General features: G+C 69.4%; 15 protein-coding genes. All 15 read left to right on the top strand.

What is annotated here, in order from left to right:
* Positions 1-80: 80 nt before the first annotated feature.
* On the top strand, positions 81-665 hold the full coding sequence (pyrR, locus tag AC3B6C_RS18935) for a bifunctional pyr operon transcriptional regulator/uracil phosphoribosyltransferase PyrR (RefSeq protein ID WP_010840970.1): 585 nt from the start codon (positions 81-83) through the stop codon (positions 663-665).
* On the top strand, positions 665-1,615 hold the full coding sequence (locus AC3B6C_RS18940) for an aspartate carbamoyltransferase catalytic subunit (protein WP_488376305.1): 951 nt from the start codon (positions 665-667) through the stop codon (positions 1,613-1,615). The genes pyrR and AC3B6C_RS18940 overlap by 1 nt, the downstream gene beginning before the upstream one ends.
* Before the next feature lie 31 nt (positions 1,616-1,646).
* Complete coding sequence (locus tag AC3B6C_RS18945; RefSeq protein ID WP_488373751.1) at positions 1,647-2,972, top strand: dihydroorotase; 1,326 nt, start codon at positions 1,647-1,649, stop codon at positions 2,970-2,972.
* Positions 2,969-3,589 carry a PH-like domain-containing protein gene (locus tag AC3B6C_RS18950; protein WP_488373752.1) on the top strand — a complete coding sequence of 207 codons (621 nt, stop codon included), beginning with the start codon at positions 2,969-2,971 and terminating at the stop codon, positions 3,587-3,589. The genes AC3B6C_RS18945 and AC3B6C_RS18950 overlap by 4 nt, the downstream gene beginning before the upstream one ends.
* Entirely contained in the window at positions 3,586-4,755 is a 1,170-nt protein-coding gene (carA, locus tag AC3B6C_RS18955) for a glutamine-hydrolyzing carbamoyl-phosphate synthase small subunit (RefSeq protein ID WP_488373753.1), read from the top strand. The genes AC3B6C_RS18950 and carA overlap by 4 nt, the downstream gene beginning before the upstream one ends.
* The gene (carB, locus tag AC3B6C_RS18960; protein WP_488373754.1) at positions 4,755-8,090 is read left to right on the top strand and encodes a carbamoyl-phosphate synthase large subunit; all 3,336 of its coding nucleotides are present in this window, start codon (positions 4,755-4,757) and stop codon (positions 8,088-8,090) included. Before carA ends, carB begins: the two co-directional genes overlap by 1 nt.
* Positions 8,087-8,947, top strand: a complete 861-nt coding sequence (pyrF, locus tag AC3B6C_RS18965; protein ID WP_488373755.1) for an orotidine-5'-phosphate decarboxylase — start codon at positions 8,087-8,089, stop codon at positions 8,945-8,947. Before carB ends, pyrF begins: the two co-directional genes overlap by 4 nt.
* 475 nt (positions 8,948-9,422) lie before the next feature.
* Complete coding sequence (gene mihF / locus AC3B6C_RS18970; RefSeq protein WP_004021989.1) at positions 9,423-9,737, top strand: integration host factor, actinobacterial type; 315 nt, start codon at positions 9,423-9,425, stop codon at positions 9,735-9,737.
* Between the two features lie 40 nt (positions 9,738-9,777).
* Positions 9,778-10,407, top strand: coding sequence for a guanylate kinase (gene gmk, locus AC3B6C_RS18975; protein WP_014926645.1), 630 nt, complete (start codon positions 9,778-9,780; stop codon positions 10,405-10,407).
* Positions 10,408-10,448: 41 nt separating this feature from the next.
* The gene (gene rpoZ / locus AC3B6C_RS18980; protein ID WP_010840978.1) at positions 10,449-10,748 is read left to right on the top strand and encodes a DNA-directed RNA polymerase subunit omega; all 300 of its coding nucleotides are present in this window, start codon (positions 10,449-10,451) and stop codon (positions 10,746-10,748) included.
* Between the two features lie 15 nt (positions 10,749-10,763).
* On the top strand, positions 10,764-12,035 hold the full coding sequence (coaBC, locus tag AC3B6C_RS18985; RefSeq protein WP_488373756.1) for a bifunctional phosphopantothenoylcysteine decarboxylase/phosphopantothenate--cysteine ligase CoaBC: 1,272 nt from the start codon (positions 10,764-10,766) through the stop codon (positions 12,033-12,035).
* A gap of 88 nt (positions 12,036-12,123) precedes the next feature.
* Positions 12,124-13,332 (top strand): methionine adenosyltransferase, encoded by a 1,209-nt coding sequence (gene metK / locus AC3B6C_RS18990; protein WP_488376306.1) that lies wholly within the window; start codon positions 12,124-12,126, stop codon positions 13,330-13,332.
* A 64-nt stretch (positions 13,333-13,396) separates the two neighbouring features.
* Positions 13,397-15,361 carry a primosomal protein N' gene (locus AC3B6C_RS18995; protein WP_014926648.1) on the top strand — a complete coding sequence of 655 codons (1,965 nt, stop codon included), beginning with the start codon at positions 13,397-13,399 and terminating at the stop codon, positions 15,359-15,361.
* Positions 15,362-16,321 (top strand): methionyl-tRNA formyltransferase, encoded by a 960-nt coding sequence (gene fmt, locus AC3B6C_RS19000; RefSeq protein WP_488373757.1) that lies wholly within the window; start codon positions 15,362-15,364, stop codon positions 16,319-16,321.
* Entirely contained in the window at positions 16,318-17,691 is a 1,374-nt protein-coding gene (locus tag AC3B6C_RS19005; protein WP_488373758.1) for an RsmB/NOP family class I SAM-dependent RNA methyltransferase, read from the top strand. The genes fmt and AC3B6C_RS19005 overlap by 4 nt, the downstream gene beginning before the upstream one ends.

Genomic DNA, 17,691 nt, shown 5'->3' on the forward strand with positions numbered 1-17,691 from the left:
GCGTCGCCGCCCGGTGTAGAGTGTCGCGAGACAGACATCCTTTAACGATCCGTCCCGAGAGGCGGAGAAGGAGGTCGGCTGTGGCCAGCCCCGCTCCCAGGGTGCTGCTCGATGCCGCTGACGTGTCGCGCACGATTGCCCGTGTCGCACACCAGGTCATCGAGAAGACTGCTCTGGACTCGCCCGACGCACCCCGCGTCGTTCTCATCGGAATCCCCACTCGCGGAACATCTCTCGCCACCCGGCTGGGTGGCAAGATCGGTGAGTTCGCGGGCGTCGACGTACCAGTGGGTTACCTCGACATCACGCTGTACCGCGACGATCTGCGCGGTAAGCCGCACCGTCCGCTCGAGCGGACGATGGTGCCGGCCGGCGGCGTCGACAACGCGATCGTGATCCTCGTCGACGACGTCCTCTACTCCGGGCGGACGGTGCGCGCGGCGCTCGACGCGCTGCGTGATCTCGGTCGTCCCGCGGCCGTTCAACTCGCGGTCCTCGTCGACCGCGGCCATCGCGAACTCCCGTTGCGCGCAGACTATGTCGGCAAGAACATCCCGACCGCCCGCGACGAGCAGGTCTCGGTGCACCTCGTCGAGCACGACGGCATCGACGAGGTCGTCCTCGGGTCGGCGTCGAGTTCGGCTGCAGCAGAAAGTGATTCGTGATGCGGCACCTGCTGTCGACCCAAGGCCTCAGCCGCGACGACGCCACCGCCCTCCTCGACGACGCCGAACGTTTCGAACAGGCCCTCACCGGGCGCGAGGTTCGTAAGCTGCCGACGCTGCGCGGGCGCACGGTGATGACCGTGTTCTACGAGAACTCCACCCGCACCAGGGTCTCCTTCGAGGTCGCGGGCAAGTGGATGAGCGCCGACGTCATCAACGTCAGTGCCTCGAGTTCCTCTGCGGGCAAAGGGGAGTCGCTGCGCGACACGGCCAAGACCCTGCACGCGGCCGGCGCCGACGCGCTGATCGTCCGCCACCCGGCCTCGGGTGCGCCGGCCCAGATCGCCGACTGGACGACGACGCCGGACGGCGACGGCCCCGCGGTGATCAACGCCGGTGACGGGACACACGAGCATCCCACCCAGGCGCTGCTCGACGCGCTGACGCTCCGCCAGCGCCTCGGGTCGCTCGAGGGCAGACGCATCGCGATCGTGGGCGACATCATCCATTCCCGTGTCGCGCGGTCGAACGCCCATCTGCTGTCGACGCTCGGCGCCGAGGTCGTCCTGGTGGCGCCCCCGACGCTGTTGCCGGTCGGCGTCGACGAGTGGCCGGTGAGCGTCTCGGGAAGCCTCGACGCCGAACTCCCCGCCGTCGACGCGGTGATGATGCTCCGGGTCCAGGCCGAACGCATGAACGGCGGGTTCTTCCCGAGTGCCCGCGAGTACTCGGTCCGATTCGGGCTGAACGACCGCCGCCTGGGACTGCTGCACGACGACGCGGTGGTCCTGCATCCCGGGCCGATGCTGCGCGGCATGGAGATCGGCTACTCGGTGGCCGATTCGCCCAAGGCCACCGTTCTCGAACAGGTCCGCAACGGTGTGCACGTGCGGATGGCGGTTCTCTTCCGCCTGCTCGTCGGTTCGGATTCCGCGGGAGCCCACCTATGACCCCCCTCGACACCATTGCAGGAGTTGGACAGTGAGCGCCTCCACCGGATCCGTACCGCAGACCGGGTCCGTCGTCATCAGTGCCGTCCGCCCGTATGGCGAGGGAGACCCGATCGATGTCCTCGTCGTCGACGGCGTCATCAGCGAGATGGGCTCGGCGGTCACCGCTCCCGAGGGCACCGAGACGATCGACGGCAGGGGTGGCGTGCTGCTGCCCGGTTTCGTCGACCTCCACACCCACCTGCGTGAACCGGGTCGTGAGGACACCGAGACGATCCGCTCGGGCTCGGCGGCCGCGGCGCTGGGCGGTTACACCGCGGTCTTCGCGATGGCCAACACCAGTCCGGTTGCCGACAACTCGACCGTCACCGACAACGTGTGGCGGTCCGGGCGCGAGGTCGGACTCGTCGACGTGTACCCGGTCGGCGCGGTCACCGTCGGTCTCGCCGGCAAGCAACTCGCCGAGATGGGCATGATGGCCGCCGGTGCCGCCGGCGTCCGGATGTTCAGCGACGACGGCAAGTGCGTCGACGACCCGCTCCTGATGCGTCGCGCGCTGGAGTACGCGACCGGTCTCGGCGTCCTCATCGCCCAGCACGCCGAGGAGCCGCGGCTGACCGTCGGTGCCGTCGCCAACGAGGGGCCGACGGCCTCACGCCTGGGCCTGGCGGGCTGGCCCCGCGCCGCCGAGGAGTCCATCGTCATCCGCGACGCCCTCCTCGCGCGCGACGCCGGCGCCCGGATCCACATCTGCCACGCCTCCACCGAGGGCACCGTCGAACTGCTGCGCTGGGCCAAGGACCAGGGGATCGCGATCACCGCCGAGGTGACGCCACACCACCTGCTGCTCGACGACTCGGTTCTCCACACCTACGACCCGGTGAACAAAGTCAATCCGCCGCTGCGCGAGGTCCGCGACAAGACGGCGTTGCGGCAGGCGCTGGCCGAGGGGATCGTCGACTGTGTGGCCACCGACCACGCCCCGCATGCCGCGCAGGAGAAGTGCTGCGAGTTCGCCCAGGCCAAGCCCGGGATGCTCGGCCTGCAGACCGCGCTGCCCATCATCGTCGAGACCCTCGTGAAACCCGGCCTCCTCGACTGGCGCGGCGTCGCGCGCGTCATGAGCGAGCGGCCCGCGCAGATCGTCGAACTCACCGATCAGGGTCGTCCGATCGAGGTTGGCGAGCCGGCGAACCTGACCGTCGTCGATCCCGAGACGTCCTGGGTGGTGCACGGTCCCGACCTGGCGAGCCTGTCGGCCAACACCCCGTTCGAGGCCATGACCATGCCCGCCACGATCACCGCGACCGTGCTGCGCGGTGTGGTGACCGCCCGCGACGGTGAGGTGACCCGATGACCGCGATCTCCAGGCGTGGCGTGGTGCCGGCGATCCTCGCGGTGCTGGTGATCGCCTCGGTGATCGCCTCGGTGCTCGGATACGGCAAAATCGTCTTCAACGCGTGGTTCATCGGCGTCGTCGCCTTGGTCGCCATCGGCGTGGTCTCGGTGTTCTACCTGCTGGCCACCGGGAATCAGAAGAAGACCGCGGCTCAGGCGGACGCGATCGGGGCACTCCCGCCGATCCCCGCTGACCCGGGTGCGGTGCTCAGAGGTCCAGACACCGGCCTCTACCTCGGCAGCACCATCGCGCCGAGCTGGCAGAACCGGGTGACCGTCGGTGACATCGGTGACCGCGCGTCGTCGGTGCTGACCGAATTCGAGACGGGCATTCTCATCGCACGTCAGGGCGCGAGCGACATCTGGATCCCGCGCGAGTCGATCACCGCGGTCCGGACGGAGCGCGGTATCGCCGGCAAGGTGATGACCGCCGACGGGGTCCTCGCCATCCGCTGGGTCCTGCCCAGCGGCACCGAGATCGACTCCGGGCTGCGCGCCGACGACAAAACGATCTACCCCGGCTGGGTGAACGCCTTCGCCGGGACGCATGACAGTGGACAAGGGGCACAGGAATGAACACAGCGGTCTTGGTGCTGGAGAACGGCCAGGTGTTCACCGGCCGGAGCTACGGCGCAGTCGGCGAGACCCTTGGCGAGGCGGTGTTCTGCACCGCGATGACCGGCTATCAGGAAACCCTGACCGATCCGAGCTACCACCGGCAGATCGTGGTGGCCACCGCGCCGCAGATCGGCAACACCGGGTGGAACACCGAGGACGGCGAGAGCACGGGCAGCGCCGGGAGCACCGGCGTCGACGGTGACTCGGGCAAGATCTGGGTGGCGGGATACGCCGTGCGCAACCCCACCCGACGCGTCTCCAACTGGCGCGCGACGACCTCCCTCGAGGAGGAACTGGACCGCCAGGGCATCGTCGGGATCGGCGGCATCGACACCCGCACCGTGGTGCGCATCCTCCGCGACCACGGGTCGATGAAGGCCGGGATCTTCTCCGGCCCGGCGCTCGCCGACACCGACGAACTCGTCTCCCGCGTGCGCAACCAGCCGGACATGAAGGGCGCCCGGCTGGCCGACGAGGTGACCACCGAGAGCGGTTACGTCGTCGAACCCCTCGACCAGCACCGTTTCACGGTGGCCGCGATCGATCTGGGGATCAAGACCAACACACCGCGGATGTTCGCCGAACGCGGCGTCCGCACCCACGTGCTGCCGGCGACCGTCGCGCTCGACGCCATTGCCGACCTCAAGCCGGACGGGGTGTTCCTCTCCAACGGTCCCGGCGACCCGGCCACAGCCGACGACATCGTCGAACTCACCCGCGGGGTTCTCGGCCGGGACATCCCGCTGTTCGGCATCTGCTTCGGCAACCAGATCCTGGGCCGCGCACTCGGCCGCTCGACGTACAAGATGAAGTTCGGGCACCGGGGCATCAACATCCCGGTCGTCGACCACGCCACCGGCAAGGTGTCGATCACCTCGCAGAACCACGGCTTCGCGCTCGAGGGCGAGGCGGGGGAGGAGTTCGACTCCGACTTCGGCCGCGCGCGCGTCAGCCACGTCTGCGCCAACGACGGCACGGTGGAGGGCGTCGAGTTGCTCTCCGGCCGCGCCTACTCCGTGCAGTACCACCCGGAGGCGGCCGCCGGACCCCACGACGCCGCGTATCTGTTCGACAAGTTCGTCACCCTGCTCGAGGGCGACCGTGAGCAAGGAGCGAGTGCCTGATGCCGCGCCGCGTAGACATCAACCACGTCCTGGTCATCGGCTCCGGACCGATCGTCATCGGCCAGGCCTGCGAATTCGACTACTCCGGCACCCAGGCGTGTCGGGTGCTCAAGGCCGAGGGCCTGCGGGTCAGCCTGGTGAACTCCAACCCGGCCACGATCATGACCGATCCGGAGTTCGCCGACGCCACCTACATCGAGCCGATCACGGCCGAGTACGTGGAGAAGGTGATCGAGGCCGAGCGCGACGCGGGACATCCCATCGACGCCGTCCTCGCGACCCTCGGCGGTCAGACGGCGCTGAACACCGCGGTCGCCCTGCATGATCGCGGCTCGCTGGAGAAGTACGGCATCGAGCTGATCGGTGCCGACTTCGACGCCATCCAGCGCGGCGAGGACCGGCAGATGTTCAAAGACATCGTCGAGAAGGTCGGCGGCGAGAGCGCGCGGTCGCGCGTGTGCCACACGATGGACGAGGTCCGCGACACCGTCGCCGAACTCGGTTTCCCGGTCGTCGTGCGCCCGTCGTTCACCATGGGCGGCCTCGGCTCGGGTATGGCCTACGACGACAAGGACCTCGACCGGATCGCCGGTGGTGGCCTCGCCGCCTCGCCCACCGCGAACGTCCTCATCGAGGAATCGATCCTCGGGTGGAAGGAATACGAACTCGAGCTCATGCGCGACAACCGCGACAACGTGGTCGTCGTCTGCTCGATCGAGAACCTGGACCCGGTCGGCGTCCACACCGGCGACTCGGTGACGGTCGCCCCGGCGATGACGCTCACCGACCGCGAGTATCAGATCATGCGGGACCTCTCGATCGACATCCTCCGCGAGGTCGGCGTCGACACCGGCGGCTGCAACATCCAGTTCGCGCAGGACCCGCGCGACGGTCGCCTCGTCGTCATCGAGATGAACCCGCGGGTGTCGCGGTCGTCGGCACTGGCGTCGAAGGCCACCGGCTTCCCGATCGCCAAGATCGCCGCGAAACTCGCGATCGGCTACAGCCTCGACGAGATCGTCAACGACATCACCAAGGAGACCCCGGCCTGCTTCGAGCCCACCCTCGACTACGTCGTGGTCAAGGCGCCCCGGTTCGCGTTCGAGAAGTTCCCGGGCGCCGACGACACCCTCACCACGACGATGAAGTCGGTCGGCGAGGCGATGAGCCTCGGCCGGAGCTTCGCCGAGGCCCTGGGCAAGGTCATGCGGTCGCTGGAGACCAAGGCCGGCGGTTTCTGGGCCGAGCCCAATCGGCCGGACCCGGCGACCGTCGACCTGCCCGCGCTGCTCGAGGACGTCAAGACGCCCCGGGACGGCCGGTTGTACAAGCTGATGCTCGCCTTCGAGGCCGGCGCGACGATCGAGGACCTCTACGAGGCCACCGCGATCGATCCGTGGTTCCTCGCCGAGATCGGTGGGATCGCCGCGCTCGGTGCGGAGATCCGCGACGCCGACTCGCTGGACGAGGCATTGCTGCGCGAAGCCAAGTCCACCGGCTTCTCCGACCGTCAGATCGCCGCTCTGCGAACGGATTTCGCCGACGAGGCGGCCGTTCGCGCACGGCGGATCGAGCTGGGCGTGCGTCCCGTCTACAAGACCGTGGACACCTGCGCCGCCGAGTTCGAGGCGAAGACGCCCTATCACTACTCGAGCTACGAGCTCGATCCCGGGGCGACCAGCGAGATCGCCCCGCAGACCGACCGGCCCAAGGTGCTGATCCTCGGGTCGGGCCCCAACCGCATCGGGCAGGGCATCGAGTTCGACTACTCCTGTGTGCACGCCGCGCTCACGCTGTCGGACGCCGGGTACGAGACCGTCATGGTCAACTGCAACCCGGAAACGGTGTCCACGGACTACGACACCGCCGATCGCCTCTACTTCGAGCCGCTGACCTTCGAGGACGTGCTCGAGGTCTACCACGCCGAATCGCAGTCGGGCACCGTCGAAGGTGTGATCGTGCAGCTCGGCGGCCAGACCCCCCTCGGCCTCGCGCACCGTCTCGAGGAGGCCGGCGTGCCGATCGTCGGCACCAGCCCGGCCGCCATCGACCTCGCCGAGGACCGTGGTGAGTTCGGCAGGGTGCTGACCGCGGCCGGTCTGCCGGCTCCGGCGTTCGGCACCGCGACGAGCTTCGACGAGGCCCGGGATACCGCCGCCCGGATCGGCTACCCGGTGCTCGTCCGGCCGTCGTATGTCCTCGGTGGTCGCGGCATGGAGATCGTCTACGACGAGAAGTCGCTGGAGGACTACATCTCTCGCGCGACCGAGCTGACCCCGGACCACCCGGTGCTGGTCGACCGGTTCCTGGAGGACGCGATCGAGATCGACGTCGACGCCCTGTGCGACGGTGACGAGGTCTACATCGGCGGCGTGATGGAGCACATCGAGGAGGCCGGTATCCACTCCGGTGACTCGGCGTGTGCGCTGCCGCCGGTGACCCTCGGACGCGCGGACCTCGAGATGGTGCGGACCTCGACCGAGGCCCTGGCCAAGGGGATCGGCGTGAAGGGGCTGCTGAACGTCCAGTACGCGCTCAAGGACGACGTCCTGTACGTGCTCGAGGCCAACCCCCGCGCGAGCCGGACGGTCCCGTTCGTCTCCAAGGCGACCGCCGTGCCGCTGGCCAAGGCGTGCGCGCGCGTCATGCTCGGTGCGTCCATCGCCGACCTGCGGGAGCAGGGCATCCTGCCCGCCACCGGCGACGGCGGAGAGGCCCCGGCGACGGCCCCGATCTCGGTGAAGGAGGCGGTCCTCCCGTTCAACCGGTTCCGGCGTCACGACGGCAGCGGGGTCGACAACCTGCTGAGCCCGGAGATGAAGTCGACCGGTGAGGTCATGGGCATCGACGCGGACTTCGGGCGCGCGTTCGCCAAGTCGCAGACCGCCGCCTACGGATCGCTGCCCACCAGCGGCAAGATCTTCGTGTCGGTGGCCAACAAGGACAAGCGGGCGCTGATCTTCCCGGTCAAACACCTCGCCGACCTGGGATTCGAGATCCTGGCCACCGAGGGCACCGCGGACGTGCTGCGCCGCAACGGGATCAAATGCGAGACGGTGCGCAAGCACTTCGAGGCCGCCGAGGGGCAGCGCACCATCGTCGACATCATCCGCGCCGGCGAGGTGACCATGGTCATCAACACCCCGTACGGAAACTCGGGCCCGCGCGTCGACGGCTACGAGATCCGCAGCGCCGCGGTGTCGGTGAACATCCCGTGTATCACCACGGTGCAGGGTGCCTCGGCCGCCGTGCAGGGCATCGAGGCCGCGATGACCGGTGACATCGGCGTGCGTTCGCTGCAGAATCGCCACGCCGACCTGGCCGGGCGGTCGTGACGGACACGTCCGGTATCGGCGACTTCGGTTCGGGCGGCCCCGGTTTCGGGGGCCGTTACGCCCGTGCGGTCGCCGAACGCGGGCGTCTGTGCGCGGGGATCGATCCACACGCGGCGCTGCTCGACGAGTGGGGTCTGTCGGTGGACGTCGACGGGCTGTCGGCGTTCGCCGATCTCTGCGTCGAGGCGCTGGCCCCGGTGGCGGCCGTCGTCAAGCCCCAGGTGGCGTTCTTCGAGCCGTTCGGGGCGGCTGGTTTCGCCGTCCTCGAACGCGTCGTCGCCGCCTGCCGAGAGGCCGGGGCGCTCGTCATCGCCGACGCCAAACGCGGGGACATCGGATCGACGATGGCCGCGTACGCGCAGGCCTGGCTGTCCGAGTCGTCGCCGCTGTGTGCCGACTCGGTGACCGCCTCTCCCTATCTGGGGTACGAAGCCCTGCGCCCGGCCCTCGATCTCGCACGCCAGGGGGAGCGGGGGGTCTTCGTGCTGGCGCGGACGTCGAATCCCGAGGGCGCCGACATCCAGCGGGCCCGGGCGGGCGAACGGACGGTCGCGCAGTCGATCGTCGACGCCGCCGCGGCCGAGAACGCCGACGGCACGGCCACGGTCGGTCTGGTCGTCGGGGCCACGCGTGAGCACGGTCTGGATCTCGCGGACCTCCGCGGCCCGATCCTGGCCCCCGGCCTGGGCGCCCAGGGGGCCACTCCCGCGGACCTGCCGATCGTGTTCGACGGGGCCGACCCCGCATGGCTGCTGCCCGCCAGCTCCCGCGGTGTGCTCCGCGCCGGGCCGGACGCGACCGCGCTGCGGGACGCGTTCGTCCGCACCCGCGACGAGGTCGAGGCCACACTGGGCTGACGGTCCGGTCGAGGATCGATCGTCCTGCGACACGCGCGGAGCGTCGCCGATTTCGCACGGATTCCGTCACACCTCTGGCGTCACACGCGTATCACCTGGTGCATGGTCACAATGCAGGTCTTTCGTCGTGCTATCGACCCGGCCCTCTCCAGCCGACCTGCTGACCTGCTAGAACACCGGAAAACGCGTAGTCAGGACGACGACGGGAACGGTGAATCGGTGCTGTGCTCCCGTGAACGCACCGACTGCCCTACAACATGAGAAAACGCCGCGAAAACGGGGGGTCGCACTCGCAAATGCCTGCTCACGTCGGTACGGTCGCATTCGCCGCCAACATTTGATGGCGTCGGCCGGGTGCAGACCCGGCTGACAGGCCGGCGATGGCGATCCAGCCGCGGTCGCACGGCAACAGCGCCTCGGACGCCCCAGGGCGAACGATGCAGTCCCACTCGAGAACGAAAGACGGAGGAACCCCGTGGCCCTTCCCCAGTTGACCGATGAGCAGCGCGCCGCTGCGTTGGAGAAGGCAGCTGCCGCTCGTCGTGTCCGCGCGGAGCTCAAGGAGCGCCTCAAGCGCGGTGGCACCGATCTCCAGCAGGTGCTCAAAGATGCCGAGAACGACGAGATCCTGGGCAAGATGAAGGTCTCGGCCCTGCTCGAGGCCCTGCCCAAGGTCGGCAAGGTCAAGGCACAGGAGATCATGACCGAGCTCGAGATCGCCCCGACCCGCCGCCTGCGCGGTCTCGGCGACCGTCAGCGCAAGGCTCTGCTCGAGAAGTTCAGCTCCTGAGCGTGAGCAACCGAACCGAATACGGCAGCGAGACGAACCCGTGGACCGGACGGTGAACAACCGCCCGAACCACGAGGGAACCGGACGCACGAGGGGTCGACTGATCGTTTTGGTCGGCCCCTCGGCCGTCGGCAAGTCCACCGTGGTCGCGAAGGTGTGCGCCGCGGTGCCCGACGTCTACTTCAGCGTGTCGGCGACGACGCGCGACCCGCGGCCCGGCGAAGTCGACGGCCGCGACTACCACTTCGTCTCGGCCGGCGAGTTCGACCGGATGATCGCCGCCGACGAGCTCCTGGAGTGGGCCGAGATCCACGGCGGGCTGCAGCGCTCGGGCACCCCGATCGCGCCGGTCCTGGCCGCACTGGAAGCCGGTAAGCCGGTTCTGGTCGAGGTCGACCTGGTCGGCGCACGCAATGTGGTGGCCCGACTCCCCGAGGCGGTCACCGTCTTCCTCGCACCACCGAGCTGGGACGAACTCGTGTCCCGCCTGACCGGCCGGGCCACCGAGACGCCCGAGGCGATCGAGCGCCGACTCGCCACCGCTCGGACCGAGATGGCCGCCCAGGACGAGTTCGATCACGTCATCGTGAACAGCGAAGTCGACCGGGCCGCCGATCAGTTGGTATCCTTGCTGGTCGGACCCGAACAGCCGGCCGCATCCGCGACCTGACCGGCCCTTTCCGACACCCAGACCTCGACGCAGGAGTTCGTGTGAGCACCCCGACCAATTTCGACATCTCCGAGATCAGCGACGCACCGGCGTACGACACGCCGCTGGGCATCACGAATCCGCCGATCGACGATCTGCTCGACCGCGCGTCGTCGAAGTACGCGCTCGTCATCTACGCGGCCAAGCGCGCGCGCCAGATCAACGACTACTACAACCAGCTCGGCGACGGGATCCTCGAGTACGTCGGCCCGCTGGTCGAGCCCGGCCTCCAGGAGAAGCCGCTGTCGATCGCGATGCGCGAGATCCACTCCGACCTTCTCGAGCACACCGAGGGCGAATAGTCTCCGGCGCCGTTGATGAGCACTGCGATCGGAACCCGACGCCGCGTCCTGATCGGCGTCGGCGGCGGGATCGCGGCCTACAAGGTCTGTTCGGTGATCCGGCACTTCACCGAGGCCGGCCACGACGTCCGCGTCGTGCCCACCCCGGCCGCGCTGGAGTTCGTCGGTAAGGCGACCTTCGAGGCGCTGAGCGGCAACCCCGTCTCCACGACCGTGTTCGACGATGTCGACGAGGTCGCCCACGTCCGTCTCGGGCAGGGCGCCGACCTCGTGGTCATCGCCCCCGCCACCGCCGACCTCATGGCCCGCGCCGCCCAGGGTCGCGCCGACGATCTGCTGACCGCATCGCTGCTGACCGTGCGATGTCCGGTGCTGTTCGTCCCGGCGATGCACACGGAGATGTGGGAGCACCCAGCGACGCAGGCCAATGTGGCGACGCTCCGGGCCCACGGCTCGGTGGTGATGACCCCCGCGTCGGGACGCCTCACAGGTACCGATTCCGGTCGCGGCCGTCTTCCCGACCCGCAGGAGATCGCTCTTCTGGGTGAGCTGCTCCTCGACCGCGCCGACGCCCTGCCGTACGACCTGCACGGAGTCCGCGTGCTCATCAGTGCCGGCGGTACCCGGGAGCCGCTCGACCCGGTCCGCTATCTCGGCAATCACAGTTCGGGCAAGCAGGGTTTCGCGCTGGCCCGGGCCGCGGCACAGCGCGGGGCGAGCGTCACCGTGGTCGCGGGATCGACGTCCGGCGCGGGTGACCCGGCCGGTGTCTCCATCGTGCGGATCTCGACCGCCGAACAACTCGCCGACGAGATGACCAAGCGCGCGGCCGACGCCGACGTCGTGATCATGGCTGCCGCGGTCGCGGACTTCCGCCCGGTCGCCGTCGCCGAGTCCAAGATCAAGAAGGGCGACGAGGGCCCCGCGCCGATCCGGCTGACGACCAACCCCGACATCCTGCGCGGCCTCGTCACCGCCCGCGACAATGGCCGGATCCCGCGCGACACCGTGATCGTCGGCTTCGCCGCCGAGACCGGCGACGAGTCCGGCGGCGTCCTCGACCACGGTCGCGCGAAGCTCGCCCGCAAGGGCTGTGACCTGCTCGTCGTCAACGCCGTCGGCGATGGCAAGGCCTTCGGAACCGAGGACAACACCGGCTGGTTGCTCGCCGCCAACGGCGACGAGACCGCACTGCCCTTCGGGTCGAAAACACTCATGTCGAGTCGGATACTTGACGAAGTGCGCCAACTGGTGCCTGATGGTCGAGGAGCTCGACCGACCGATTAGGTTGGATGTATTCCCCGGCCAGTCGCACCTGGCCGACACTGCCAGCGGCGCGGCGACCATCGACGCGCGTAGATCTCGAGAGGATCTGATGACCACCTCGTCACGCCTGTTCACGAGCGAATCCGTTACCGAGGGACACCCCGACAAGATCTGTGACGCGATCAGCGACTCGATTCTCGACGCCATCCTCACCGACGATCCGAAGGCGCGTGTCGCGGTCGAGACCCTCGTGACCACCGGACAGGTGCACGTCGCCGGCGAAGTCACCACCACCGCCTACGCCGACATCCCGAAGATCGTGCGCGACAAGGTCCTGGAGATCGGTTACGACTCGTCGACCAAGGGCTTCGACGGCGCGTCGTGCGGTGTGAACGTCGCCATCGGCGCGCAGTCCCCGGACATCGCGGGCGGCGTCTTCAACTCGCACGAGAGCCGCAGCGGCATCTCCGAGGACGAGATCGACAGCCAGGGTGCCGGTGACCAGGGCCTCATGTTCGGCTACGCCACCGACGAGACCCCCGAACTCATGCCGGTGCCGATCGCCCTGGCGCATCGCCTGTCGCGACGCCTGACCGAGGTCCGCAAGAACGGCACCCTGCCGTACCTGCGCCCCGACGGCAAGACCCAGGTCACCATCGAATACGACGGTGACACCCCGGTCCGCCTCGACACCGTCGTGCTCTCCACCCAGCACGCCGCCGACATCGACCTCGACAACCTCCTGGCCCCGGACATCAAGAAGCACGTCGTCGACGCGGTGCTCGCCGAGATCGACCTGCCCAGCCTCGACACCACCGACTACCGCCTGCTGGTCAACCCGACGGGCAAGTTCGTCCTCGGCGGCCCGATGGGCGACGCGGGTCTGACCGGCCGCAAGATCATCGTCGACACCTACGGTGGCATGGCCCGTCACGGCGGCGGCGCGTTCTCCGGCAAGGATCCGTCGAAGGTCGACCGCAGCGCGGCCTATGCGATGCGCTGGGTCGCCAAGAACGCAGTGGCCGCAGGCCTGGCCAGCCGCATCGAGGTGCAGGTCGCCTACGCGATCGGCAAGGCCGCCCCGGTCGGCCTGTTCGTCGAGACCTTCGGCACGGAGAAGGTCGACACCGCGGTCATCGAGCGCGTCATCGCGGAGAATTTCGACCTGCGTCCGCTCGCGATCATCCGTGACCTGGACCTGCTGCGCCCGATCTACGCACCCACCGCCGCGTACGGCCACTTCGGCCGCACCGACGTCGACCTGCCGTGGGAGCGGACCGACCGCGCGGAGAAGCTGCGGGCCGCCGCGGGTCTGTAGACCCTCTGCGGAAGTACTCTCACTGACACCCACAGGAGCGCGGGTCCCGGCGGCTGAGCTGCCGGTGGCCCGTGTTCTGCCTGTTCTGGGACTCGCGCACCTCGATCGGCCCTTCGACTATCTCATCGACGTCGACCAGGACGAGGCCGCGCAGCCCGGCGTGCGCGTCCGCGTGCGATTCTCCGGCCGGCTCGTCGACGGATACCTCCTCGAGCGGATCGACAAGAGCGATCATCCCGGCAAGCTGGGCTGGCTCGACCGTGTCGTGTCCGCCGAACCGGTCCTGACCCCGCAGCTGGCCACGCTGTGTCGCGCGGTGGCCGACCGGTACGCGGGCACCATGGGCGATGTCGTGCGCCTGGCGATACCGCCGCGGCACGCGCGCACCGAGAAGGAGACGACACCGGAACCGACCGCCGTCGTCGAGACCCCCGAACTCACCGACTGGCACCGGTACCCGCTTGCCGATTCCTACGTCGAGAACCTCGTCGACGGTCATCCTCGTGCCGTCTGGCAGGCCCTGCCGGGGGAGGACTGGCCACGGCGTCTCGCCGAACTCGCCGCAGCAACCCTCGCCGCCGGACGGGGGTGCATCCTCACCGTCCCCGATCAGCGAGATCTCGACCGCGTGTGGGCCGAGGTCGAGCCGTTGATCGGCGACCGCGGTGTCGCGCTGTCCGCCGGACTCGGACCCACCGCTCGCTACCGGCGGTGGCTGGCCGTGCGTCGTGGCGCGGCGCAACTGGTGATCGGTACGCGCAGCGCGGTGTTCGCGCCGGTCGCCGATCTCGGGCTCGTCGTCGTCTGGGATGACGGTGACGACAGCATGTCGGACCCGCGGGCGCCTTATCCGCATCCCCGCGAGGTGGCGGTGCTGCGTTCCCATCACGAACGGTGTGGTCTCCTGCTCGGCGGTTTCGCCCGGACCGCCGAGGCACAGGCGCTGGTGGCGTCGGGCTGGGCACACGATCTCGTCGCCGACCGCGCGACCGTCCGCACCCGCAGTCCACGGGTCCAGGCCATCTCCGACGACGACCGTCAGATCGCCCGCGACCCCATGGCGAGGTCCGCACGCATCCCCGAAGTCGCGTTCGACGCGGCGCGGTCGGCGTTCGCGGCCGATCGTCCGGTGGTGTTCAGCGTGCCGCGGCGCGGCTATGTGCCGTCGCTGGCGTGCACGCGCTGCCGCGAACACGCGCGCTGTCGCGCCTGTCACGGTCCATTGCAGCTCGACTCCGACCAACGGCTGAGCTGTCGATGGTGCGGACGCCCCGAGCGCTCCTTCCGCTGTCCGGAGTGCGGCAACACCTCGGTGCGCGCGACGGTCACCGGTGCGCGCCGGACCGCCGAGGAGCTGGGGCGCGCTTTCGCCGGTGTGCCGGTGCTGACCAGCGGAGGCGACACCATCCTCGACGAGATCGAACCCGGTGCACGGCTCGTGGTCGCGACACCGGGCGCCGAGCCGGTCGCGCCGGGCGGGTACGGCGCGGCGATCGTCGTCGACACGTGGGCGCAACTCGACCGTGCCGATCTGCGTGCCGAGGAGCATGCGGTCCGCCGCTGGATGGCGTTGGCCGCCATGGTCACGCCGCACGGTGACGGCGGTCGCGTGGTGATCGTCGCCGATTCCTCACTCGCACCCGTGCAGGCGCTGATCCGTTGGGACCCGGTGGGTTTCGCCTCCATCCAGCTTCGGCAACGAGTGGAGCTCGGGTTCCCGCCCGCCGTGACGATGGCATCGGTCGACGGACCGACCGGGGTGATCACCGACTTCGTCGAGCACCTGGAGTTGCCGACCGACGCCGACGTCCTCGGGCCCGTGCCGTTGCCGCCGGGGGTGCGCCCGCCGGCCGGCAGCGCCGAGTGGGAGGCCGCTCCGGACGACGAGATGGATCGCATCCTGGTGCGGTTGCCGCGCAAGCACGGACGCCTGCTGGCCGAGGCGCTCGTCGCGGGTCAGGTCCGGCGCAACACGCATCGGCAGACCGGGCCGATCCGGGTGCAGATCGACCCGCCTACGATCGGATGAATGCGCATCGTTTTCGCCGGGACCCCCGAGGTCGCCGTGCCGTCGTTGCAGGCCCTCATCGACTCGTCGCATGAGGTGGCCGGGGTCATCACCCGCCCCGACGCCGTGTCCGGCCGCGGTCGCAAGGTGATGCGGTCTCCCGTCGGCCGGCTCGCCGACGAGCATTCGCTCGAGGTGATCACCCCGCGACGGTTGTCGGAACCGGAGGTCGATGATGTTCTCCGGCGCTGGGCGCCCGACTGCGGGGCCGTCGTGGCCTACGGCGGGCTCGTGCCACCCGGGCTGCTCGACCTCCCGCAGCACGGCTGGATCAATCTGCATTTCTCGGTGCTGCCCGCCTGGCGCGGTGCGGCCCCGGTTCAGGCCGCGATCGCGGCCGGCGACGAGGTGACGGGAGCCAGCACGTTCCGGCTCGAGAAAGGCCTCGACACCGGCCCGGTCTTCGGCGTGCTGACCGAGACCATCCGACCCACCGACACCAGCGGTGACCTCCTGGCACGCCTGGCCGATGCCGGTTCGGGACTGTTGCTGTCCACCCTCGACGGCCTGGAGGCCGGCGAACTCGCCCCTGAACCGCAGCCGACGACCGGGGTGAGCCATGCGCCGAAGGTCGAGGTCGACGACGCGCGGGTCCGGTGGGATCTGCCGGCGCACATCATCGATCGCCTGATCCGCGCGTACACCCCCGCGCCCGGGCCGTGGACGAGTCTCGACGAGGCTCGGATCAAGGTCGGGCCGGTGTCGGTCGTCGCGTCGACCGACGATCCCGGTCTGCCCGATGCGGTGCGGGACGGTGCGCTCGCGCCCGGTGTGCTCGCGGTCACCAAGAAGGCGGTCTTCGTCGGAACCGGTTCGCAGCCGGTCACTCTCGGCACCGTGCAGCCGCCGGGTAAGAAACCCATGCCCGCCGCCGACTGGGCGCGCGGTGCACGGCTGACCGACGGGACGGTCCTGCGATGAGCGGCAAGTTCCGGCAGAAGGATCTCGATCCCGCGCGTGTGGCTGCCCGCGACACCCTGCGCGCGGTGCGTGAACGTGATGCCTACGCCAATCTCGTCCTCCCGAAGATGCTGCGGGACAGGAGAATCGAAGGCCGCGACGCCGCCTTCGCCACCGAACTGGCCTACGGCGCCGCGCGGGCGCAGGGGTTGCTGGACGCAGTGATCTCCGCCGCGGCCCAACGGCCCGTCGCCGACATCGACGGCACTGTCCTCGACGTCCTGCGCCTCGGCACCTATCAGTTGTTGCGGACGAGGGTCGGCGCGCACGCGGCGGTGTCGACGTCGGTGGATCTGGTGCGCGCGGAAAACGGGATGGGGCCGTCGGGCTTCGTGAATGCGGTGCTGCGCAAGGTGTCGCAGAAGGACGAGGACCTGTGGGTGGACGAGCTCGCCCCGTCACCCGCGGACGATCTCGTCGGTTACCTCGCCTTCCAGTACGCGCATCCGAGATGGATCGCGGAGGTGTTCCGCGATGCACTCGGGGGCTCGGCGGGACAACTGCAGGCGGCGCTGGCCGCCGATGACGAGCGACCGCCGGTGCATCTGGTGGCCCGCCCCGGATTCATCACCGCCGAAGAACTCGCCCTCACGAGCGACGGTGAGGTCGGCGACTTCTCCCCGTACTGCGTGTATCTCCCGGGTGGTGATCCCGGTGACGTCGCGGCGATCCGCGAGGGGTACGCGGGCGTGCAGGACGAAGGCAGTCAGCTCGTCGCACGTGCGGTGACCGTGGCCGAGGTTGTCGATGACGGCGGGCGATGGCTCGACATGTGCGCCGGCCCCGGCGGGAAGGCCGCACTCATCGGTTCGCTCGCCGAGATCGACGGTGCCCGGCTCGACGCGGTCGAGGTGTCCGAGCATCGAGCCGGGCTGATCCGCAAGGTCGTGTCCGATCTGCCCGTGACCATCCATGTCGCCGACGCGCGGTCGAGCGGACTCGACACCGGTTACGACCGGATTCTGCTCGACGCCCCGTGTTCGGGGCTTGGCTCGCTGCGCCGACGACCCGAATCCCGCTGGCGCCGGACCGCTTCCGATGTCGACGAACTCGTCGTTCTGCAGAAGCAGTTGCTGACCGAGGCCCTACGGTTGGTGAAACCCGGTGGCGTCGTGGTGTATTCGACCTGTTCGCCGCACCCGGCCGAGACGACCGCGGTGGTGGCCGACGTGGTGGCGTCGGTCGACGGCGTACGCCAGCTCGATGCCCGCCCGCTCGTGACGGTCGGCAAGCTGGGCCCGGATCTGTTGGGCGACGGCCCCCACGTGCAGCTCTGGCCGCATGTCCACGGCACCGACGCCATGTTCCTGGCGGCGTTGACGCGTGACTAG

The organism is Gordonia sp. 11cp (assembly GCF_057767225.1).

Coding starts and splice junctions, on each gene's coding strand:
- AC3B6C_RS18940 (WP_488376305.1), top strand. CDS start 665: ATGCGGCACCTGCTGTCGACCCAAGGCCTCAGCCGCGACGACGCCACC.
- AC3B6C_RS18950 (WP_488373752.1), top strand. CDS start 2,969: ATGACCGCGATCTCCAGGCGTGGCGTGGTGCCGGCGATCCTCGCGGTG.
- carA (WP_488373753.1), top strand. CDS start 3,586: ATGAACACAGCGGTCTTGGTGCTGGAGAACGGCCAGGTGTTCACCGGC.
- carB (WP_488373754.1), top strand. CDS start 4,755: ATGCCGCGCCGCGTAGACATCAACCACGTCCTGGTCATCGGCTCCGGA.
- coaBC (WP_488373756.1), top strand. CDS start 10,764: ATGAGCACTGCGATCGGAACCCGACGCCGCGTCCTGATCGGCGTCGGC.
- metK (WP_488376306.1), top strand. CDS start 12,124: ATGACCACCTCGTCACGCCTGTTCACGAGCGAATCCGTTACCGAGGGA.
- fmt (WP_488373757.1), top strand. CDS start 15,362: ATGCGCATCGTTTTCGCCGGGACCCCCGAGGTCGCCGTGCCGTCGTTG.
- AC3B6C_RS19005 (WP_488373758.1), top strand. CDS start 16,318: ATGAGCGGCAAGTTCCGGCAGAAGGATCTCGATCCCGCGCGTGTGGCT.